Source organism: Monashia sp. NPDC004114 (assembly GCF_053603855.1).
Map to the genome: position 1 here is coordinate 48,637 of NZ_JBSGGK010000008.1, position 21,933 is coordinate 70,569.

Consider the following 21,933-nt stretch of genomic DNA (forward strand, 5'->3'; position numbering starts at 1 on the left):
CTACCGCGCCGTCGCCGGTTGCGCCGGGGCAACATGTGGACAACCGGGACCCCGAGCCATGGGGTTGTGGACAACCGGGTCAGCGACGCGAACGCCGGGCCAGCTCCGAGCCGACCACGTCGTTGATCCGCTCCGCGGTCGCCATGCCCCGCACGTGTCGGGTCTGCTCGTCGATCACCACGGCAAGACCGAGCTCGCGCTCGCTCATCACCCGGATCAGGTCCGTGAGCACGGCGGCTGCCGGCAGTGCGACGATCCACGACGACGGCTGGGCCACGGTGACCGCCGAGATCGGCGTGGCCGAATGAGCCGAGGACGGGACTGCCTTGGCCGCATCGTCGTCGACGATCCCGACGGGCCACCCGCTGGGGTCGGCGGCGGCCACCCACGGACCACTGCGCCCGGGCGACTCGGTGCCCACGCCGAGCGACCAGGCGCCCGTGGCAAGCCCCTGCTCGACCTGCGCGAGGGTTGTCGACGAAGGCACCACGACCAGCGGCTCGAGCACATCGTCCGCGGGCCCGGACGTGGCGTCGTGAATCTCACCGGACCGGATCGAGGCGTTGGCGCCGCGCCAGAGGAACACGCCGATCATGCCGGTCACCACGAGAGCGAGAACGGTGGGCCGCTCGCCCTGCAGCAGCGGGATGCCAACGAACCAGACCACGCTGCCGATGGCGACGAGGCGGCCGAGCCAGCCGGCGGCGAGGAGTCCTGCTCCCTTGCGCCCGGTGGCGCGCCACACGAGCGAGCTGACGATCTGGCCGCCGTCGAGCGGCAGGCCCGGAAGCAGGTTGTAGAGCCCGACGAACAGGTTGGTGTACGTCATCGCGTCGAGCACGCCGTTGGCGAGCTGGTTCGTGACGACCGACTGCAGGAGCCAGGCGACCAGGGCCAGCAGGAGGTTGGACACCGGCCCGACCACGGCGATGAGCGCCGTGGACATCGGCGTCACGCCACGGGTGTCGTAGACCGTGTGACCGCCCCATACGTCGGCCACCACCCGGTCGACGCCGTGCCCGCGCGCCCGAGCGGCAAGAGCGTGGGCCGCCTCGTGCACGAGCACGGACACCAGGAGCATCACCGCGCTGGCGGCGGCGACGGCGACGGCGAAACCCACCGAGCGCCCACTGCTGGTCAGGCTCGGTGCAACCAGGCCGAACATGAGCAGCACGAGCAGCGGCCAGGACCGTCCGAGATAGACCGGGGTCCCCCCGAGGCTGCCGATCCGCCACCCGGGGGCGGCGTCCGCACGGGCGGGAGTGCTCATAGGAGAGACCCTAAGCCCTGCGCGCACTCACGGCCTGTGCCGGGTCTGTGGGGGCTCTGTGGATGGCGGCCCGGAGCTGTCGGCAGCGCGGCATACAGTCACAACATGGTCTCCGCACTGTCACCGAGTCGGGCCTCGGACTTCATGACCTGCCCGATGCTGTACCGGTTCCGGGTCATCGACAAGCTGCCGTCTCCGCCCACACCGGCGACGGCTCGCGGAACGCTCGTGCACGCCGTCCTCGAGCGGCTGTTCGACCTGCCTGCCGACGAGCGCACGCTCACGGCCGCTGTCGGTCTCGTGCCTCAGGAGTGGGAGCGGCTCGTCGGGGAGGAGCCGGCCATGCTCGAGCTGCTGTCGGCGCAGGATGGCCGCACCGACGAGTGGTTCGCCGGCGCCGCAGCGCTCCTGCAGACGTGGTTTGCTCTGGAGGACCCGACCCGCCTCGAGCCCGCCGAGCGCGAGCTCTACGTCGAGACCGAGATCGACGGGCTCGTCCTTCGTGGTTACATCGACCGCGTCGACGTCGCACCCAGCGGGGCGATCCGCGTCGTCGACTACAAGACGGGACGCTCACCGGCTGAGCGCTTCGAGGCCAAGGCGCTGTTCCAGATGAAGTTCTATGCGCTCGTGCTGTGGCGGCTTCGAGGGCAGATCCCGAAGCGGCTGCAGCTGGTCTACCTCGGCAACAGCGAGATCGTGGCTTACGAGCCGGACGAGCAGGACGTGCTCGGCACCGAGCGCAAGGTCAAGGCGCTCTGGGCGGCGATCGAGCGGGCGGCCGCGACCGAGGACTGGCGGCCGAGTCCGAGCCGCCTGTGCGACTGGTGCGAGCATCGGTCCCTCTGCCCCGCCTGGGGCGGCACCCCTCCCCCGCTGCCCGCAGACTCGGCCCAGCGGGCCCTTGACCCCTCGGTCACCGGGCTCGTCGAGATCGACTCCTGAGGCTCCACATCGGCGACGCGAGCGGCGCGCCGGGGCCGGTACCGGCTCGTCCCCACCAACCACTCAGATGCCTCCCAGCGCGTACGGGCACCCTCGAGAGGGCACGGATCACCTGAGGTGCCGTCGTTCGAGCGGGAGGAAACGGCAGATGTGTGGGATCGCCGGGTATTTCGGGCTGGCGCCCGACCGGGCGCTGCTCGACCGGATGAACGCGGCCCAGCAGCACCGCGGACCCGACGGCTCCGGCGTGCACCTGGACGGTCCGGCCGGCCTGGCCCACCAGCGGCTCGCCGTCATCGACCGCGAGGGCGGTCGCCAGCCGATGAGCACCCCGGACGGGCGCTACACGCTGGTCTACAACGGCGAGGTGTACAACCACGGCGAGCTCAGACAGGAGCTGGAAGCGCTCGGGCGCACGTTCACGACGCGCTGCGACACCGAGGTCGTGCTCCACGCGCTCGCCCAGTGGGGCGAGGCCGCGCTCGACCGGTTCAACGGCATGTTCGCCCTCGCACTGTGGGACCGCGACGCGCAGACGCTCACCCTCGCTCGTGACCATTTCGGCATCAAACCCCTGCATGTCGCCCGGGTCGGGCTGCCGGGGTCCGGTGAGACGGGTGAGTCCGGTAAGTCCGGCGAGTCCGGCGAGTCCGCTGAGGCTTGGCTCTTCGCCAGCGAGATCCGCCCGATCCTGGCGACCGGCCTCGTCGAGCCCCGGCCTGATGACCGGAGCGTGTACCGGTACCTCTGCTTCCGCGTCCACGACGACGGGCCGCACACGTTCTTCGACGGCATCGAGCGCGTGCTTCCGGGCGAGGTCCTCACCATCTCGGCACGGGGCGTCCGCCGGCGCGCCTTCACCTCGCTGCGCGGCGACCTGCTCGTGGAGCCGACCCGCCGCGACGAGCGGCACGATCCCGACGTCAGCGCCCACTTCCGGGGAGCACTGACACGAGCGGTCCGGATACGGCTGCGCGCCGACGTGCCGGTCGGCACCTCTCTGTCGGGAGGTCTCGACAGCTCGGCCGTCACTGCGCTCATCGACGAGCTTCTCCCCGACGAGTCCGCGCGCTCGGTCGGTCCACGGCAGAACACCTTCTCAGCGGTCTTTCCCGGCTACCGCAACGACGAGCAGCGCTGGGTCGACGCCGCGCTCGACGGCCGGCGGGACCGGGTCAGCGGCCACGCGGTCAAGCCGGCCAGCCGCCAGCTCGTTGCCGACCTCACCGACTTCGTGCGGGCCCAGGAGGAGCCGGTCATCTCGTCCGGGCCGTACGCGCAGTACTGCGTGATGCGCGAGGCGAGCCGGCACGTGACCGTCATGCTCGACGGCCAGGGTGCGGACGAGGTCCTCGCCGGCTACGTCCCGCAGGTCGTCGTGCACGTGCGCGAGCTGCTCGGCCGTCACCGCGGGCGTGGCGTCCGCGAGGCCTTCGCGCTCCGCGACGTGTTCGCCGGGCTGGCGCGCAACCGGGCCCGCCGCATCCTGCCCACCATGCGCTCCGCCTCGGTGACCCCCCTGCTCGACCCCGCCTTCGGCACGGCGCACCGCACCGAGAGGTATGCCGCGCCGACCAGCTCGCTGCGCGAGCGGCTCGTCCACGACCTGTTCGTCGGGTCCCTCCCCTCGCTGCTTCGATACGAGGACCGCAACTCGATGCGTTTCTCGGTGGAGGGCCGCGTTCCCTTCCTCGACCCCGACCTCGTGCGGTTCGTGTTCGCACAGCCGGACGCATCGGTCGTGGGCGCAGGCTGGAACAAGCGCCTCCTTCGCGAGGCAGTGCGCGACGTGCTTCCTGAGTCGATCACGTTGCGCCGCAACAAGATCGGCTTTACGACCCCACAGAACGAGTGGTTCCACGAGATGGGCGACGTGGTGCGGGACGTGTTCGTGTCGGAGTCGTTCGCACGCCGTCCGTACTTCGACCAAGAAGCCGTGGTGGCCGCCTTCGACGACTGGCTCGCCGGTCGCAGCGGTCACGACTCGATGGTCTTCTGGCGCATTCTCAACGTCGAGCTGTGGCTGCGCGAGTTCTGCGACGTGGCGCCCGCGCGCGCCGCGGGTGAGTCCGCCGCGCCGATGCCGGACTCGGTGCGCCGGAGCACGCCGGTCGGCACCCCGTGACGATTCGAGGTCAGAGGACCGTGTCGGCGACCATCCGTTGAGGCGGACGGCCGCCGACACGCTGGGGGTCAGCCCGTCGTGAACTCGTCTGCGACGTCGAGCGCCGCGTCGAGGATGTCGAGCCCCTCGATGGCCTCCGCCGGCGTCGTCGTGCACGGCGGCACGACGTGGGTGCGGTTGAAGTGTGTGAACGGCCAGAGACCCCGCTCCTTGCACGCCGCCGCGAACCGAGCCATCGGCGCTGCCGCATCGCCCGACGCGTTGTAGGGCACGAGCGGCTCCCGAGTCTCCCGGTCCCGCACCAGCTCCACCGCCCAGAAGACCCCGAGGCCGCGCACCTCACCGACGCTCGGATGCTTGCCGGCGATCTCGCGAAGGCGCGGGCCGATCACCTCTGTCCCGAGGCGACGGGCGTTGTCGATGATGCCCTCATCGTGGAAGGCGTTGATCGAGGCGACGGCAGACGCGCATGCGAGAGGGTGCCCGGAGTACGTCAGGCCGCCAGGGAAGGCCTGGGTCTCGAAGCTGGCCCGGATGTCGTCAGAGATGACGACCCCGCCGAGCGGGACATACCCGGAGTTCACACCCTTGGCGAAGGTGATGAGGTCGGGGCGGACGTTCCAGTGGTCCACCGCGAACCACTCTCCGCAGCGACCGAACCCGGCCATCACCTCGTCGGCGATCAGGACGATGCCGTGCTCGTCGCACAGGTCGCGCACGCCTTGGAGGTACCCGTCCGGGGGGACGAGGATGCCGTTGGTCCCGACGACGGTCTCGAGGATGATCGCGGCGATCGTGTGCGCGCCCTCGACCATGATCGTGTCGCGCAGGTGCGCGAGGGCGCGGTCGCGCTCCTGCTCCTCGGTCTCGGAGTGGAAGGCCGACCGGTAGGTGTACGGCCCCCAGAAGTGGACGATGCCGGGGAAGCCGGGCTCGGACGGCCAGCGGCGCGGGTCACCGGTCATGGTGATGGCTCCCGCCGTTGCGCCGTGATAGCTGCGGTAGGTCGCGAGCACCTTGTGCCGGCCCGTGTGCAGCCGGGCCATCCGGATGGCGTTCTCGTTCGCCTCGGCCCCGCCGTTGGTGAAGAACACGGCCGTCAGCCCTTCGGGCGCGACCTCGGTGATGAGGCGTGCAGCCTCGCTCCGGGCGTCGTTGGCGAACGACGGCTGGATCGTCGTGAGGCGCGCGGCCTGCTCCTGGATGGCGGCCACGACCTTCGGGTGCTGGTACCCGATGTTGACGTTGACCAGCTGCGAGCTGAAGTCGAGGTAGCGCTTGCCGGCATAGTCCCAGAAGTAGGACCCCTGGGCTCGGGCGATCGGCAGTGGGTCGATCAGGCCCTGAGCGGACCAGGAGTGGAACACGTGGGCGCGGTCGAGCGACCGCACGTCGGTCTCGGTCATGGCGTCGAGATGGGCACTCACCGCGGTGCGGTGCTCGAGGTCTGTCATGTCAGCGGTCCTGTCAGCGGGTGCGGGGAAATCCGAGGTCGATCGACGAGGTGGCCGGGTCGGGCCAGCGCTGCGTCACGACCTTCCCGCGCGTGTAGAAGTTGATCCCCTCGGGACCGTACATGTGGGTGTCTCCGAAGAGGGAGTCCTTCCAGCCGCCGAAGGAGTAGTACGCGACCGGGACCGGGATCGGCACGTTGATACCGACCATGCCGACCTCGACCTCGTTCTGGAACCGTCGGGCGGCACCGCCGTCACGGGTGAAGATCGCGGTGCCGTTGGCGTACTGGTTGCCGTTGATCAGGGCGAGACCCTCGTCGTAGGTGGCGACGCGCACTACGGACAGGACGGGGCCGAAGATCTCGTCGCGGTAGACGGTCATGTCCGGCGTCACGTCGTCGAGCAGCGTCATCCCGAGGAAGAAACCGTCGCCCGGGACCTCTTGGGTGCGGCCGTCGACCACGACCGTCGCCCCCGCCGCCTCGCCGGCGTCGACGTACCCGGCCACCTTGTCTCGGTGCTCGCGGGTGATGAGCGGACCCATGTCGGTGCCCTGCTCGCTGCCCGGCCCGACCGTGAGCGAGGGCAAGCGGGACGAGATCGCCGTGACGAGCCGGTCGCCTGCGTCACCGACGGCTACCGCGACCGACAGGGCCATGCACCGCTCCCCTGCGGCCCCGTATGCCGCTGACACGATCGAGTCGGCGGCAAGGTCGATGTCCGCGTCGGGTAGCACCAAGGCGTGGTTCTTCGCCCCGCCGAGCGCCTGCACGCGCTTGCCGTTTGCGGTGCCGCGCTCGTAGATGTACTTGGCGATCGGCGTCGACCCGACGAAGCTCACCGCGGCGATGTCGTCGTGGTCAAGCAGCGCGTCGACGGCCTCCTTGTCGCCGTGCACGACGGTGAAGACGCCGTCGGGTAGACCCGCCTCCTTCCAGAGCTCGGCCAGGAACAGGGCCGCGGACGGGTCCTTCTCGCTGGGCTTCAGCACGAAGGCGTTGCCGCAGGCGATGGCGTTGGCGCACATCCAGAGCGGCACCATCGCGGGGAAGTTGAACGGCGTGATGCCGGCCACGACACCGAGCGGCTGACGGATGCTGTAGACGTCGACCCCGCTCGCGGCCTGCTCGGAGAACCCGCCCTTGAGCAGCTGCGGCACTCCGGCGGCGAACTCGACGTTCTCGAGACCGCGAGCGATCTCGCCGGCCGCATCAGAGAGCACCTTGCCGTGCTCGGAGGTGATGATCGCGGCGAGGTCGTCCGTGCGGTCGTGCAGGAGCTGGCGGAAGGCGAAGAGCACTGCGGCGCGCTTGGACAGCGAGCTGGTGCGCCACTCCTGGGCTGCGGCCACCGCGGTCTTGACCGCGGCGTCGACCTCGGCGACGGACGCGAGCGGCACCACACCTGTCTGCTCCCCTGTGGCGGGGTCGTGCACGGGAGCGGTGCGACCGGAGGTGCCGGGGACCCGACTGCCGGAGATCCAGTGGTCGATAGGCGTCAGCGAGATCGTCGTCATGGCGTCCAGATTACGTGCCACGTACAGGCGGTACAAACAAATCTTTGCTACGTTACAAACATGCGCGCCGTCATCTCCACCATCGAGGAACGCCTCGATACCCCCACCGCAAAGGGCCTTGCCCAGGCGGTGACGCGCGCGATCCGCGACGCCGCCCTGGCTCCGGGCGACCAGCTCCCGCCGATCCGCAAGGTCGCCGAGGAGCTGATGATGTCGCCGACGACGGTGAGCGCCGCCTGGCAGCTGCTTGCGCGGTCCGGGACGATCCACTCGGACGGCCGGCGCGGGACCACCGTGGCACCGACCGTCCGCGGCGGCGAGCGGTACACCCGAGCACTGCGCCACGCCTCACCTGCCGCCCTCGACCTGTCGACCGGCATACCGGACAGCGCGCTGCTGCCCCACCTCGGGCCGGTGCTGGCCAGCCTCAGCGACCCGACCACCCCGAGCAGCTACCTCGACGACCCGGTGCTCGACGAGCTGAAGGCGGTGCTGCTTACGGAGTGGCCGTATGCCGTCGAGGACCTTCTCGTGACCGACGGCGCCATGGATGCCCTCGACCTCGTGACTCGCGCGCTGCTGCGTCCGGGCGACATCGTCCTCGTCGAGAATCCCGGCTTCCCACCGCTGCTGGACCTGCTCGAGGACCGCGGGGTCGAGGTGGTAGGCCTGCCCCTCGACGAGACGGGAATAGACCTCGATGCCGTCGAGACCGCACTCACCCGCCGCCCGGCGGCCCTCGTGCTCCAGCCCCGCGGCCAGAACCCGACCGGCATATCGATGTCGCCGACCCGCGCTCGACGGCTGGCGGCCCTCCTGCGCGGTCACGACTGTCTCGTTGTCGAGGACGACTCGAGCGGCCCGATCTCGACCTCCCCGCCGATCAGCCTCGGCACGTGGATCCCCGACACCGTGATCCACGTCCGGAGCTTCAGCAAGTCACACGGCCCCGACCTGCGGCTCGCGGCGGTGAGTGGCCCGAGCACGCTGCTCGCACCGGTGCGACACGCCCGCGCCCTCGGCCAGGGCTGGTCGAGCCGGCTGCTGCAGCGCGTCCTCGCCGGGCTCCTGCGCGACGAGGAGGCGACGCGGGTGGTCAACCGGGCGCGGGCCGAGTACGCGCGGCGCCGGGATCTCGTCGTGAGACGACTTGCGGAGCGCGGCGTCGAGGTGCCGGGCACGGACGGGCTCAACATCTGGGTCCCGGTGCGTGACGAGCCGGCCGCGGTCCTGCGGCTGGCCAGCCAGGGGATCGCGGTGACCCCCGGCTCGCCGTTCTCGGTCCAGGGGGCCTCCGGGCCGGCGGGACACGTGCGTGTCACCACCGGTCTGGTCAGGGAGGGCCACGTGGAGCTGGCCGACCGGATCGCCGACGCCGCGGAAGCAGGCGCCTGGACCGCGCAGCACCGGTGAGCGAGCGCGCGTTCGGCTAGCCTCGAACCCGACCCCGAGAGGCCGGAGACGCACATGAGCGAAGCCTTCCGCATCGAGTTCGTCGCCGGCGTGACGCCCGACAAGTGGGTCCGCACCTGGATCCGGCGCAAGCCTGACGAGCCGATCGAGGCCGTCGCGGTCGACGACGACCCCGAGCTGGCGTCCCTGCGCGACGGCACCGCGTCGATGGGCCTGGTGCGGCTGCCCGTCGACCGGCGAGGGATGCACCTGATCTCGCTCTACGAGGAGGTCCCCGTCGTCGTCGTCGCGAAAGACCACCCCGTTGCGGCGTACGAGGTGGTGGACGTGGCCGATCTCGGCCACGAGGTCCTGGTGCAGCGCCCCGAGGACGTTCCCGAATGGCTCGCGCTCGCGTCGCCCGACGTCGTCGACCGGTCCCGAGCCATGCCGGCCATGACCGCGAAGGACGCGATCTCGGTGGTCGCGTCAGGCTCCGGGATCGTCATCCTTCCGATGTCGATCGCCCGACTCCACCACCGCAAGGACGTCGTGCATCGCCCGGTCGCAGGCGTCGCGGGCTCGACGGTCGGGCTCGCGTGGCGGGTCGATGACACCGACCCACGCATCGAGGAGTTCATCGGGATCGTGCGCGGACGCACCGAGCGCAGCAGCCGGGGTGGGGAGCCGACGGGCTCGCCGACGGCCGAACGGACGGGCGATGGGCGGACCCGGTCGCTGCCCCAGCGCGGTGCCGCGCCCCGGCGTACCACCCGCACCAAAGGCGGCCAGCGGCGCAGCCAGCGACGCGGACGCCACTGACCCGCCACGGCCCACCGCTCGCGCCGGCAACAGGCGATCTCACCCGTCAGGGCCGGGGCAGCACCGGCGCCACGATCGTCATGAGGTCGGTGGCCGACACGCCGGCCAGCGTGTCGATGCGGACCGATCCCTCGGTGTCCGGGACGGGGACGACGTGTGGGATCGCGATCGTCGGCACGCCGGCGGCTGTTGCCGACCGGACGCCGGCCGGTGAGTCCTCGATCGCGACGCAGTCAGCGGGCTCGGCGCCGACGAGGCGCACCGCGGCCAGGTAAGGCTCGGGGTGCGGCTTGCCATGGCTCACCTCGTCGCCGGTGACCAGGTGGCTGAACGCGCCGTCGGGCAGGTTGGCCACGACGGTGTCCGCGAGCGTGCGCCACGACATCGTCACCAGCAGGGAGGGCACGCCGAGGGACCCGAGCTCGGCGAGCAGCTCTCGCGCGCCCGGTCGCCACGGCACCCGCTGCTCCACCTGGGAGATGACCCGCACGAGCAGGGCGTCGATGATCTCCGGCACGCTCAGCTCGATGCCGGACTGGTCGAGGATCAGCTGCGCCGAGACCTCGAGCGCGTTGCCGACGAGCTGGTGGGCGAACTCGTCGCTCCACACCCCACCGTGTTCGGCGACCAGCTCGTGCTCGGCCTGGATCCAGTACGGCTCGGTGTCGACGAGAGTGCCGTCCATGTCCCAGAGGACCGCGGCTGGGAGGGTGGGCCGGGAGGCCTCGTCGAGGTCGGTCTGCGACAAGGTCACCGGGTCAGTCCTCCGGGTCGTAGGCGAGGTTGGCCGACAGCCAGCGTTCGGCCTGGGCCAGGGTCCAGCCCTTGCGGTCGGCGTAGTCCTGCACCTGGTCGCGGCCGAGGCGCCCCACGACGAAGTACTGCGACTGCGGGTGCGAGAAGTACCACCCGGACACCGACGCGCCAGGGGTCATCGCCATGCTGTCGGTCAGCTCGATGCCGGCGTTGGCCTCGACATCGAGCAGGCTCCACAGCGTCGCCTTCTCCGTGTGCTCCGGGCACGCGGGGTACCCAGGGGCGGGCCTGATGCCGGCGTACTGCTCCTTGATCAGGGCCGTGTTGTCGAGGTGCTCGTCGGGGGCATACCCCCAGAACTCCTTGCGGACCCGCTCGTGGAGCCGCTCGGCAAAGGCCTCGGCGAGCCGGTCGGCCAGCGACTCGAGCAGGATCGCGTCGTAGTCGTCGAGCTTCGCCCTGAACTCGGCGACCCGCTCGGCCGCGCCCAGGCCCGCCGTCACCGCGAACCCACCGATCCAGTCGCGGGTGCCGGGTGGCGCGACATAGTCGGCGAGGCTGCGGTTGGGCACGCCCGCGCGGTGGTCGCCCTGCTGGCGCAGGTGGTGCAGGACGGCGATGGGCGCCTCACGGGACTCGCCGGCATACACCTCGATGTCGTCGCCGACGGCGTTGGCCGGGAAGAAGCCGATGACACCGTTGGCGCGCAGCCAGTGCTCCTGCTCGATGCGGTCGAGCATTGCCTGCGCGTCGTCGTACAGCTTGCGTGCGGCCGGTCCGCTCGCGGGGTTGTTGAGGATGTCAGGGAAGCTGCCCTTGAGCTCCCAGGCGTTGAAGAACGGCTGCCAGTCGATGTAGCGGCGGAGCTCTCCCAAGGGGTAGTCGTGCAGCACCTTGACGTGCTGGGTGACCGTGCGCGACCGCGTGATCGTCGAGACGTCCTTCTCCTGCTGGAGCAGCAGGTGGGGCTGTGGGGGCCGGTACCCCTCCCAGCTGATCGGCGACCGACGCTCCCGAGCCTGCTCCAGGGTCACGAGCGGGCGGTCGTGCTTCGAGGCATGGCGGGCGCGCAGGGCGTCGTAGTCGGCCTTGACCTGTGCCATGAGCCTCGGCCGCTGCTCGTCGCTGAGCAGTGCCGCGGCGGTGGGCACCGACCGCGACGCGTCCTTGACCCAGACGACCGGACCGTCGTAGCGCCCGTCGACCTTGACCGCAGTGTGCGCACGAGAGGTCGTCGCCCCGCCGATGAGCAGCGGGATCGTCATCCCCGTGCGCTGCATCTCCGCGGCGAAGTTGACCATCTCGTCGAGGGATGGCGTGATGAGCCCGGAGAGCCCGATGAGGTCGGCCTCGTGCTCCTTCGCGGCGTCGAGGATCGTCTGCGCCGGCACCATGACGCCGAGGTCGATGACCTCGTAGTTGTTGCACTGCAGGACCACGCCGACGATGTTCTTGCCGATGTCGTGGACGTCGCCCTTGACCGTGGCCATGACGATCGTGCCGTTGGTGTCCTTCTGCTTGGCCAGCTCGGGGTTGTTGGCCTTCTCCTCCTCGATGTACGGGATGAGGTAGGCGACGGCCTTCTTCATGACCCGGGCGCTCTTGACCACCTGCGGGAGGAACATCTTGCCGGAGCCGAAGAGGTCCCCGACGACGTTCATGCCGTCCATGAGGGGTCCCTCGATGACCTCGATCGGGCGGCCGCCGCGTTCGGCGATCTGCGACCGCAGCTCCTCGGTGTCGGCCTCCACGAAGGCGTCGATACCCTTCACGAGCGAGTGGGTGATCCGCTCGGTGACCGGTAGGGACCGCCACTGCTGCTCGGTAGCCTCGTCGACCGTCCCGGACCGGTTGTGCGCCTCGGCGATCTCCAGGAGCCTCTCGGCCGCGTCGGGCCGTCGGTTGAGCACGACGTCCTCGATGCGCTCGCGCAGCTCTGGGTCGACCTCGTCGTAGACGGCGAGCGCCCCGGCGTTGACGATGCCCATGTCGAGGCCGGCGCCGATCGCGTGGTACAGGAAGACCGCGTGGATCGCCTCGCGGACCGGGTTGTTGCCGCGGAACGAGAACGAGACGTTCGAGATGCCGCCGGAGACCTTCGCACCAGGGAGGTTCTGCTTGATCCACCGGGTCGCCTCGATGAAGTCGAGGCCGTATGCCGCATGCTCCTCGATGCCGGTCGCGACGGCGAAGACGTTCGGGTCGAAGATGATGTCCTCGGGCGGGAAGCCGACCTGCTCGGTGAGGATCCGGTAGGCGCGGGCGCAGATCTCGGTGCGGCGCCGGAGCGAGTCCGCCTGCCCTTGCTCGTCGAACGCCATGACCACCGCTGCGGCGCCGTAACGGCGCACGAGTCGGGCGTGCTCGATGAAGGGCTCCTCGCCCTCCTTGAGAGAGATCGAGTTGACGATCGCCTTGCCCTGGACGCACTTGAGCCCGGCCTCGATGACCTCCCACTTCGAGGAGTCGATCATGACCGGCACCCGGCTGATGTCGGGCTCGCTGGCGACGAGCTTGAGGAAGCGGTCCATGGCCGCCACGCCGTCGATCATGCCCTCGTCCATGTTGACGTCGATGACCTGGGCTCCGCTGTCGACCTGCTGGGCCGCGACCGACAGGGCGGCGTCGTAGTCGCCGTCCTTGATGAGGTTGCGGAAGCGCGCGGAGCCGGTGATGTTGGTCCGCTCGCCCACGTTGACGAAGAGGCTGTCGTCGGTGATGGCGAACGGCTCGAGCCCGGACAGCCGCATCGCCGGGCTGATCGTCTGGACGCTGCGCCGGTCCTTGCCGTCGACGGCCTTGGCGATCGCCGCGATGTGCTCGGGCGTGGTGCCGCAGCACCCGCCGACGAGGTTGACCAGACCGGCCTCGGCGAACTCGGCGACGATCGCGGCCGTCTCCTCGGGCGCCTCGTCATACTCACCGAAGGCGTTCGGCAGCCCCGCGTTGGGGTAGCACGACACGAACGAGTCGGCGATGCGCGCCATCTCGGCGATGTACGGCCGCATCTCCTTGGCCCCGAGCGCGCAGTTGAGCCCGACCGCCAGTGGTGACACGTGCCGGATGGAGTTCCAGAACGCCTCGGTCACCTGGCCGGACAACGTGCGCCCGGACGCGTCGGTGATGGTGCCGGAGACGACGACGGGCCAGCGACGCCCTCGCTCGTCGAAGAGCGTCTCGACGGCGAAGATGGCCGCCTTCGCGTTGAGGGTGTCGAAGATGGTCTCGATGAACAGCACGTCGGCCCCGCCGTCCACGAGCCCCCGGGCGGCGTCGAGGTATGCCGCGACGAGCCCGTCGTAGGACACGTTGCGGGCCCCGGGGTCGTTGACGTCAGGCGATATCGACGCGGTCCGGGTCGTCGGGCCGAGGGCCCCCGCGACGTAGCGCGGCCGGTCCGGGGTGCGGGCCGTCATCGCGTCGGCCTCGCGCCGGGCCAGGGCGGCCGCCTCGTAGTTGAGCTCGTAGGCGAGCTCCTGCATGCCATAGTCCGACAGCGACACCGCGGTGGCGTTGAAGGTGTTCGTCTCGATGATGTCGGCGCCGGCCTCGAGGTACTCGCGGTGGATGCCGGCGATGATGTCGGGCGCGGTGATGGTCAGCAGGTCGTTGTTGCCCACGACGTCGGTAGGCCAGTCCGCGAAGCGTTCGCCGCGGTAGCCGGCCTCGTCGGGCCGGTCGCGCTGGATGGCAGTGCCCATGGCCCCGTCGATGATCATGATCCGCTGGGCGAGCGTCGCGGTCAGGGTCTCGGTGGCATCGGGTTGCGGCTGGGGCGCCAGGGTCAACGTGGCTCCTCTCGGGCTGGAGGCCGGGGTTGGTGGCCGTGTGAGGGGACCGGCCCGATTCTACGGACCTGCTGTGAAGGTCTCCCGCACTGCCCGCTCTTCGGTCGGATCAGCCGCGTCGTCGGCACGCTGACGGCCGCCCGGCATAGGCTGATGGGGTGGGCCGTCCGGGCCCGCGGCGAAGGAGGCCACGTGCTGGAGTTCGAGGACGTACCGGAGCTCACCGACCCGGTGCTCATCGCTGCCTTCGAGGGCTGGAACGACGCCGGCGAGGCGGCGAGCAGCGTGGTGCGCCACCTGAGCGAGGTGTGGGACGCCGAAGTCATCGCGGCCTTCGACCCTGAGGACTACTACGACTTCCAGGTCAACCGGCCGCGCGTGTCCATCGAGGAGGGCCGGCGGGTGCTGTCCTGGCCGACGACCCGCATCCTCGTGGCTACCGAGACGGGCTTCGACCACGACGTCGTGCTGGTCCAGGGCATCGAGCCGTCGATGCGGTGGCGCGCCTTCACGGCCGAGCTGCTCGACCTGGCCCAGCAGCTCGGCGTGACGACGATCCTCACCCTCGGGGCCTTGCTGGCGGACGTGCCTCACACCCGGCCGATCCCCGTCACGGCGACGGCCGAGGACGATGCGGTGCTCCACCGGTTCGACCTGGAGTCGAGCCGTTACGAAGGCCCGACCGGCATCGTCGGCGTGGTCAGCCACACCGCCGCCGAGTTCGGCATCCCGACCCTGTCGGCGTGGGCCGCCGTGCCGCACTACGCCGGTGCGCCACCGTCGCCGAAGGCCACCCTGAGCCTGCTCCGCCGGATCGAGTCACTGCTCGGCATCACCGTGCCCCACGGCGAGCTCGAGGAGAACGCCCGTGCCTGGGAGCGCGGCGTGGACGAGCTGGCGCAGTCCGACGAGGAGGTCGCCGAGTACGTCCAGTCGCTCGAGGAGGCGCAGGACACGGCCGAGCTGCCCGAGGCGAGTGGGGACGCGATCGCACGCGAGTTCGAGCGCTACCTTCGCGGTCGCGACGACGACCAGACGGGTCGGTAGCCCGAGCCGCAGGTCGTCAGAGCCGCACGCCGAGGATGGCGTCCAGGGCTCGCGCGAGCACGCCCGGAGCACCGGGGTCGTCCCCGCCGCGGGAGAGCGCCTGGCTGGCCCAGCGGTCCACGGCGGCCACTGCCCTCGGGCTGTCCAGGTCGTCGGCCAGCGCTGCACGAATGTCGTCGACGGTCTGGTCGGCGACCGGACCTCCGTTGCCCGACAGGGCTTTTCGCCAGGTCTCGAGCCGCTGCTGCGCGTCGACGAGCTGGCCGTCGTCCCAGATCCAGTCGTCCCGGTGGTGCCGCGCGAGCAGGGCCAGCCGGATCGCCATGGGGTCGACGCCTTCGCGACGCAGCTGCGACACGAGCACGAGGTTGCCGCGGCTCTTGCTCATCTTCTCCCCGTCGAGGCCCACCATCCCCTGGTGCACGAAGGCGCCCGCGAAGGAATCGGTGCCGGCGAGGGCACGCCCGTGGGCCGCGCTCATCTCGTGGTGCGGGAAGATGAGGTCGGTGCCACCGCCCTGCACGTCGACCGGGACGCCGAGGTGATCCATCGCCAGGCACGCGCACTCGATGTGCCACCCCGGGCGGCCCCAGCCGAGGGACCCACCGTCCCACTCCGGCTCCCCGTCGCGGTGGGCGCGCCACAGCAAGGCGTCGAGCCGGCTGCGCTTGCCCTCTCGGTCAGGGTCTCCCCCGCGCTCCTGGAAGACCTCGAGCATGCCCGCCTCGTCGAGGTGGCTCACAGCGCCGAACCGCGGGTCACTGGCCGTGTCGAAGTAGTAGTCGCTCGCTCCCTCACGGGACGCGTCAGGGGCCGGGACGGCATACGCCCACCCGTCGGCCACGAGCCGCTCGATCGGCCCGACGAAGGTCGGGATGCTCTCGACGGCCCCGAGATACTCGTCGGGCGGGATCACGGCCAGGGCCGTCATGTCCTCGCGGAAGAGCGCGATCTCGCGTGTGGCCAGCTCCTCCCACGGTATGCCGTCGCGCTCGGCACGCTCGAGCAGCGGGTCGTCGATGTCGGTGATGTTCTGGACATACCGGACGGCGCGGCCGCTGTCGCGCAGCACCCGGCCCAGCAGGTCGAACGTCACGTAGGTGGCCGCGTGACCGAGGTGGGTGGCGTCGTAGGGGGTGATCCCGCAGACGTAGACGGTGACCGTGTCGCCGGTGCCGACGGGCACCAGGTCGCCGGATGCCGTGTCGCGGACGCGCACCTCGGGCGCGCTGCCGGGGACCTGGGGGATGAACGGCATCGGCCAGCTTCTCACGCGCGCAGCCTATCCCGGCGACCTCAAGGGTCTCTCCGCGCGGTCGGCGATCGAGCGTGTGGGTTACTCAGAGCGGCGGCCAGGGCACCGACGGCCAGTCCGGGCTCGGGTACGGATGCACCCGGGTCCGGACGAGCCGGGCGATGCGGCTGACGAGCGCGTCGACGTCGCCCACTGGCAGGAGGGTGAGCATGCGGGTGCGGGCCGGCTCCTGCTCCAGCAGGGCCTGCAGCCCTTCGAGACGGTCGACCTCGGCTTGAGGCAGGGGCTCACCGGCCCAGCCCCACAGCACGGTCCGCAGCTTGGGCGTCGGCGAGAAGGTGACGCCGTGGTCGATGGCCCAGAGCCGGCCGTTGGCATCACGCAGGCAGTGCGACCCCTTGCGGTCCGAGTTGTTGATGACGGCGTCGAGGACTGCGAGGCCGCGCACGTCGTCAGCCGAGGAGTGGACGACGGTGACGGCCTCTCCGCCCGGTGTCTCGCCGTCGAAGACCGCCCGCCAGCCGTCCGGTGTCCGGCCCCCCGGGACGAGGTCGACCACGGCGTCGTCGGGCACGGGGTCGAACGGGTCGCCGATCCACAGCTGCACCGAGCCGGGGCCGAGGGGCCCGTCCCTCAGCACCGTCGGCGGCACGACGAACCAGCCGCCGAGCTCGGACACGACGTGTGCGGCGACCTCGCGGCCCGCAAGGGTGCCGTCGGGGAAGTCCCACAAGGGGCGTTCACCGCGCACCGGCTTGTAGATGACGTGGCACCCGGGCGCCGAGGACACCCGCGCGAGCACGGCGAGGTTGGACGAGTCGGCGATGCGCCCGACGACCTCGATCTCGCCGGTCAGGTCGACCGCCGACTCCGTCGGCTCGGGCAGCTCAGCGCTTGTAGCCATTGGCCCGCGGGCAGATATGGCCCGTGGGGTCGAGCGGCCCGCCACAGAAGGGACACGGCGGGCGACCTGCAGCGACGATGGCGGTGCTGCGACGGGCGAAGGCGCGCGCCTCGGCGGGGCCGAGCGTGACTCGCATCGAGTTGCGTCCGAGCGGCCCGACCTCCTCGTCGTCGACCTGCTCGTCGGTCTCGTCCGGGTCGTGGTCATGGCACTCGATGACCAGCCGCTGGCGATCCTCGTCCCAGGCCAGCGACAGCGTCTGGACCCGCCAGTCCTCGTCGAACGGAGTCTGCAACGGCTCGCTGTCCTCCGGCATGCCACCCGGCTCGCCCGGCTCGATCGCGGCCGCGGGCGCGAGCTGGTCGAGAACGTCGTTGATACGGTCCGCGAGGATCGAGACCTGCTGCTTCTCCACCCCGACCGTGACGATCCGCGCGCCGGCGCTCGCCTGCAGGTAGAAGGCCCGCTGACCGGCGGGTCCGACCGTGCCGGCGACGAACCGGTCTGCGGGGTCGAAGTCCTGGACGGTCATGATCTCGACCTTATCCGACGATCTCGGTCGTGCCGGAGTCGCCGGGCTGCGCCGGACCGGCGCCGCCGCCCACGTCGGCGTCGCCGTCCTCGACGGCGCGTCGCTGTGGTGGACGCAGGTCGCTCAGGTCGCCGCCGATGTCGTTGACCCGGAGCACGAACGGCCTGCGGCTCGTGTAGCGCACGACACTGACCGAGGCGGGATCGACGGTGATCCGCTGGAAGTCGTCCAGGTGCGCGCCTGCGGCGTTCGACAGGATCGACTTGATCACGTCACCGTGGGACACCGCCACCCAGGCGGCGTCCGCACCGTGCGTCTCCAGGATGCGCGCGTCGGTCTCGCGGACCGCGCGAAGGGCGCGCTCCTGCATCTCCGACATCGACTCGGCTGGGTATGCCGCCGAGTCGGGAAAGCGCGCCTGGCTGGGGCGGTCCTGCACGACCCGCCAGAGCTCGTCCTTGGCCAGCTCCGCGATGGGACGCCCGGTCCAGGCGCCGTAACGGCACTCCCCCAGCCCGTCGTGGACACTACGGCCGACCTGTGCTGGAAGCGCGGCCGCCAGCAGGTCGGCCGTCTGCACGCACCGGTCCAGCGGCGAGGACACGATCTCGGCGATCGGGAGCGTCGCGGCTGCCATGCGCTCACCGAGCGAGGCCGCCTGACGCTCCCCCGTCTCGTCGAGGAAGACGCCCGGCATCCAGCCGGCGAGGGTGCCTGCGGTGTTCGACGTCGAGCGTCCGTGGCGGACGAAGATCACGGTGGGCACAACGGCCAGAGTAGACGGCGGTCTCGATCGCCCGGCATACCTGCCCGCCGGCGGAGGGCGTCGCGGCGGACCTGCGTGCCATCCCCGGCCACGCGTGGTGAAGTAGGAGGGTGATCGTGGACAAGGCCATCTACAAGGACGGCCGCCGTCACGGGTGCGGCGACCTCAGCGACGAGCTCGACGCCCTCCGCCTGGGGGTGGAAGGCTTCTTGTGGATCGGCCTGAAGGACCCGACCGACGAGGAGTTCGCGCTCGTCAACGAGGAGCTCAACCTGCACCCGCTGGCCGTCGAGGACGCGGTGTACGGCCATCAGCGAGCAAAGATCGAGCAGTACGAAGGCTCGACGTTCGTCGTGCTCAAGACGCTGCGCTATATCGAGGCGACCAGTGACGTCGAGACCGGCGAGGTGATGCTGTTCATCGGCGACAAGTTCGTCGTCACGGTCCGCCACGGCGAGGGCAACGCGCTCGCCGGCGTGCGGCAACGCCTGGAGATCGAGCCGGAGCGCCTCGGCCATGGTCCGATGACGGTGCTGCACGCCGTCATGGACTCCGTCGTGGACAACTACGTCCTCGTCGACCGTGAGATCAAGAAGGACCTCGACGAGATCGAGGAGCAGGTCTTCGGGTCTGCGCACTCCGGCGATGCGAATACGATCTACCGGCTCAAGCGCGAGGTGCTCGAGTTCCGCCGGGCGAGCCAGCCGCTGGCCGAGACCCTGGCCAACTTCATGGAGCGCGGCCGGGGGCGCGCCCTCGACACCGAGCTCGTCGTGTTCTTCCGAGACGTCGCCGACCACCTGCGGCTGGTCAACGACCACGTCGAGTCGTACGACCGTCTCCTGACCGACATCCTCTCGGCGCACCTCGCGAGCGTCTCGGTCAAGCAGAACGAGGACATGCGCCGCATCTCGGCCTGGGTGGCGATTGCTGCCGTGCCCACCATGATCGCCGGGATCTACGGCATGAACTTCGAGAACATGCCCGAGCTGTCCGCGAGCATCCATCTCGGCTCATCGGAGTTCCGCTACGGGTACTTCCTCGTGCTGGGGATCATGGCCGGGGCCTGCACCCTGCTCTACCGGGCGTTCAAGCGGTCCGGCTGGCTGTAGCGGGCCGCCCGGACCGTGAGCGGACCGGGTCATGTAACCCCTGAGACTCGGCACTCACTCGACCAGCCACCCCACCCGGTCGAGTGAGTGCCCTGGTCACTCCCGCGACCGGCGTCAGGTCGCCGAGATCCAGCCCGCGGTCAGCGAAGCGGCGAGCACGAGGCCGAGGATCACGCGGTACCAGACGAACGGGATGAGGGTGTTCGACGCGACGAACCGCAGCAACCAGGCGATGGAGCCGTAGGCAACGACGAAGGCGACGACGAGACCGACGACCACGGGGCCGCCCCCCAACGCCGCGAGCCCGTCCTTCTCCTCGACCGCCTGGAAGAGGCCGGCCGCCGAGAGCGCCGGGATGGCGAGGAAGAAGCTGAGCCGCGTCGCCGTCACACGGTCGATGCCGCGGAAGATGCCGGCGGAGATGGTCGCACCGGACCGGGAGACGCCGGGTATGAGCGAGAAGCACTGGATCAGCCCGATCGCGAGCCCGTCGATGGGGGTGACGGAGTGCTCGCCTCGCACGCGGCCCCGGGCCTCGATCTCGGCATAACGCCGCTCGGCGAACACCATGACCGCGCTCCACAGCACCAGAGCCACCGCGACGACCCACAGGCTGCGCAGCGGACCCGAGATCAGGTCACGGGCCAGGAAGCCGACGATGCCGACGGGGATCGAGCCGATGATGACCGCCCAGGCCAGCCCGTAGTCGGGGTCGGTGCGGCCCTCGGACCGCGTCAGCCCGCGGAACCACGCGACCGCGAAGCGCACGATGTCCTTGAAGAAGTAGATCAGCGTCGCGGCGATCGCGCCGAGCTGGATGACGGCGGTGTATGCCGTCACTGCGGGGTCATCCACCTCGAGCCCGAGGAGCTTCTCGGTGATGGTGAGGTGGGCGGTGGAGGAGACCGGGAGGTACTCGGTAAGGCCTTCGACGACGCCGAGGATGACAGCGTCGAGGTAGCTGAGATCAGCCATGGGTCAGCGGGAGCCTTCTGCGCGGGATCGGGGTCCGGCCGCGTCCCGATGGGGCGAGGCGGCCGCTTGGCACAGTGTCGCAGCCTATCCCGATACCCCGCTGACAGGCGGACCTGGGTCCGGGTCCGCGATGCTTCCGGGGTCGTGGTCCCGACCGGCTGTCGCGGCGCCCGCCGCATGCTCGAGGCCGGCGATCCCGGCGACGACCTGGAGCGTCGCGAGCGCCTGGTCGCGCGTCATCCCGCCGCTGGCCGCGATGGCGAGGGTCGTCACGCCCGCCTCCTCATAACGGCGCATGCGGCGCGCGATGCGGGCCGGGGAGCCGAGCAGCGCGGTCTCGTCGATGAAGTCGAGTGGCACTGCCTCTGCAGCCTCGCGATGCCGGCCGGCGAGGTAGAGGTCCTGCACGCGCGCGGCGTCGTCCTCGAACCCCATCCGGCAGGCGAGCTGGTTGTAGAAGTTCTGCTCGCGCGAACCCATCCCGCCGATGTAGAGCGCGCAGTAGTCGCGGACGAAGCCGGCAGCCGTCTCCACGTCGTCCACCAGGACGACCGGCGTGGTGGCCACGACGTCGAAGCCGGCCATCGGGTCGGCATCGGTGCCCCTGCCGCCGGCCCGGCGCCCCGCCTCGATCGTGGCCAGCAGCTCGCCTGCGTGCTCGGGACTGAAGAAGATCGCCAGCCAGCCGTCGGCGATCTCGCCGGTGAGCTGAAGGTTCTTCGGGCCGACCGCGGCCAGGTAGACCGGGATGTCCGGCCGAGCGGGACGGGCGGCGAGCTTGAGCGCCTTACCGGGGCCTCCCGGCAGCGGCAGCGGGTAGTGCGGACCGTCGTGGGCGACCGTCTCGCGCCGGATGGCTGCGCGGACGATCTCGACGTAGTCGCGGGTGCGTCCGAGCGGGTGCCGGAACGGCACGCCGTGCCAGCCCTCGCTCACCTGCGGCCCTGACACGCCGAGCCCCAAGCGGAACCGGCCGTGCGACAGGGTGTCGATCGTTGCCGCCGTCATCGCGGTCATCGCGGGCGTGCGCGCCGGGATCTGCATCACGGCCGAGCCGAGCCCGATCCGTTCCGTCACCGCCCCGAGCCACGCCAGCACGGACGGGCTGTCCGAGCCGTACGCCTCGGCGACCCAGGCGCTGTCGAACCCGAGGCGGTCGGCCTCGCGGCCGATCGCGATCTGGTCCTCCCCCGAGGTGCCGCGGCCCCAGTAGCCCAGGTTCACTCCGATCTTCATGAGCCGCAGGCTATCGGCGTGGGCCCCGACGTGGCGTG

At 70.6% G+C, this 21,933-nt stretch carries 17 protein-coding genes; 6 read left to right on the top strand and 11 right to left on the bottom strand.

Annotated features, from left to right (window positions below; all coding sequences use genetic code 11):
* Positions 1–79 precede the first annotated feature (79 nt).
* Positions 80–1,270: a site-2 protease family protein gene (locus ACWEOW_RS12070; RefSeq protein WP_452269442.1), complete on the bottom strand. Its 1,191-nt coding sequence runs from the start codon at positions 1,268–1,270 to the stop codon at positions 80–82.
* A gap of 105 nt (positions 1,271–1,375) precedes the next feature.
* Here ACWEOW_RS12070 and ACWEOW_RS12075 point away from each other — a divergent pair, with 105 nt between their 5' ends.
* Complete coding sequence (locus ACWEOW_RS12075; RefSeq protein WP_452269443.1) at positions 1,376–2,215, top strand: RecB family exonuclease; 840 nt, start codon at positions 1,376–1,378, stop codon at positions 2,213–2,215.
* Between the two features lie 148 nt (positions 2,216–2,363).
* Positions 2,364–4,340: an asparagine synthetase B family protein gene (locus ACWEOW_RS12080; protein ID WP_452269444.1), complete on the top strand. Its 1,977-nt coding sequence runs from the start codon at positions 2,364–2,366 to the stop codon at positions 4,338–4,340.
* Between the two features lie 68 nt (positions 4,341–4,408).
* On the opposite strand, the gene ACWEOW_RS12085 is transcribed toward ACWEOW_RS12080, so the two are convergent.
* Together ACWEOW_RS12085 and ACWEOW_RS12090 are read right to left on the bottom strand one after the other, a co-directional pair.
* Positions 4,409–5,794, bottom strand: coding sequence for an aminotransferase class III-fold pyridoxal phosphate-dependent enzyme (locus tag ACWEOW_RS12085; RefSeq protein ID WP_452269445.1), 1,386 nt, complete (start codon positions 5,792–5,794; stop codon positions 4,409–4,411).
* Between the two features lie 13 nt (positions 5,795–5,807).
* Positions 5,808–7,310 carry a CoA-acylating methylmalonate-semialdehyde dehydrogenase gene (locus ACWEOW_RS12090; RefSeq protein WP_452269446.1) on the bottom strand — a complete coding sequence of 501 codons (1,503 nt, stop codon included), beginning with the start codon at positions 7,308–7,310 and terminating at the stop codon, positions 5,808–5,810.
* Positions 7,311–7,370: 60 nt separating this feature from the next.
* Here ACWEOW_RS12090 and ACWEOW_RS12095 point away from each other — a divergent pair, with 60 nt between their 5' ends.
* Together ACWEOW_RS12095 and ACWEOW_RS12100 are read left to right on the top strand one after the other, a co-directional pair.
* A complete protein-coding gene (locus tag ACWEOW_RS12095) occupies positions 7,371–8,723 on the top strand; it encodes an aminotransferase-like domain-containing protein (RefSeq protein WP_452269447.1) in 1,353 nt (450 codons plus the stop codon).
* Positions 8,724–8,777: 54 nt separating this feature from the next.
* Entirely contained in the window at positions 8,778–9,524 is a 747-nt protein-coding gene (locus ACWEOW_RS12100) for a LysR substrate-binding domain-containing protein (protein ID WP_452269448.1), read from the top strand.
* 46 nt (positions 9,525–9,570) lie between these two features.
* Here ACWEOW_RS12100 and ACWEOW_RS12105 read toward each other — a convergent pair whose 3' ends face one another.
* A complete protein-coding gene (locus ACWEOW_RS12105; protein WP_452269449.1) occupies positions 9,571–10,278 on the bottom strand; it encodes an HAD family hydrolase in 708 nt (235 codons plus the stop codon).
* Between the two features lie 4 nt (positions 10,279–10,282).
* Positions 10,283–14,068 carry a methionine synthase gene (metH, locus tag ACWEOW_RS12110; protein WP_452269450.1) on the bottom strand — a complete coding sequence of 1,262 codons (3,786 nt, stop codon included), beginning with the start codon at positions 14,066–14,068 and terminating at the stop codon, positions 10,283–10,285.
* 192 nt (positions 14,069–14,260) lie between these two features.
* Here metH and ACWEOW_RS12115 point away from each other — a divergent pair, with 192 nt between their 5' ends.
* Positions 14,261–15,115 (top strand): PAC2 family protein, encoded by an 855-nt coding sequence (locus tag ACWEOW_RS12115; protein WP_452269451.1) that lies wholly within the window; start codon positions 14,261–14,263, stop codon positions 15,113–15,115.
* Positions 15,116–15,131: 16 nt separating this feature from the next.
* Here ACWEOW_RS12115 and mshC read toward each other — a convergent pair whose 3' ends face one another.
* From mshC to ACWEOW_RS12135, 4 genes are all read right to left on the bottom strand, one after another.
* Positions 15,132–16,388, bottom strand: a complete 1,257-nt coding sequence (mshC, locus tag ACWEOW_RS12120; RefSeq protein WP_452269452.1) for a cysteine--1-D-myo-inosityl 2-amino-2-deoxy-alpha-D-glucopyranoside ligase — start codon at positions 16,386–16,388, stop codon at positions 15,132–15,134.
* Positions 16,389–16,455: 67 nt separating this feature from the next.
* Positions 16,456–17,274: an SCO1664 family protein gene (locus ACWEOW_RS12125; RefSeq protein WP_452269453.1), complete on the bottom strand. Its 819-nt coding sequence runs from the start codon at positions 17,272–17,274 to the stop codon at positions 16,456–16,458.
* Positions 17,258–17,806: a DUF3090 domain-containing protein gene (locus ACWEOW_RS12130; RefSeq protein ID WP_452269454.1), complete on the bottom strand. Its 549-nt coding sequence runs from the start codon at positions 17,804–17,806 to the stop codon at positions 17,258–17,260. The genes ACWEOW_RS12125 and ACWEOW_RS12130 overlap by 17 nt, the downstream gene beginning before the upstream one ends.
* Positions 17,807–17,816: 10 nt before the next feature.
* A complete protein-coding gene (locus ACWEOW_RS12135) occupies positions 17,817–18,572 on the bottom strand; it encodes an MSMEG_4193 family putative phosphomutase (RefSeq protein WP_452269455.1) in 756 nt (251 codons plus the stop codon).
* Between the two features lie 110 nt (positions 18,573–18,682).
* Here ACWEOW_RS12135 and corA point away from each other — a divergent pair, with 110 nt between their 5' ends.
* The gene (gene corA / locus ACWEOW_RS12140; protein WP_452269456.1) at positions 18,683–19,684 is read left to right on the top strand and encodes a magnesium/cobalt transporter CorA; all 1,002 of its coding nucleotides are present in this window, start codon (positions 18,683–18,685) and stop codon (positions 19,682–19,684) included.
* Between the two features lie 114 nt (positions 19,685–19,798).
* Here corA and ACWEOW_RS12145 read toward each other — a convergent pair whose 3' ends face one another.
* Positions 19,799–20,659: an undecaprenyl-diphosphate phosphatase gene (locus ACWEOW_RS12145; protein WP_452269457.1), complete on the bottom strand. Its 861-nt coding sequence runs from the start codon at positions 20,657–20,659 to the stop codon at positions 19,799–19,801.
* An 84-nt stretch (positions 20,660–20,743) separates the two neighbouring features.
* Positions 20,744–21,895 carry an LLM class F420-dependent oxidoreductase gene (locus ACWEOW_RS12150; protein ID WP_452269458.1) on the bottom strand — a complete coding sequence of 384 codons (1,152 nt, stop codon included), beginning with the start codon at positions 21,893–21,895 and terminating at the stop codon, positions 20,744–20,746.
* Positions 21,896–21,933: the final 38 nt, after the last annotated feature.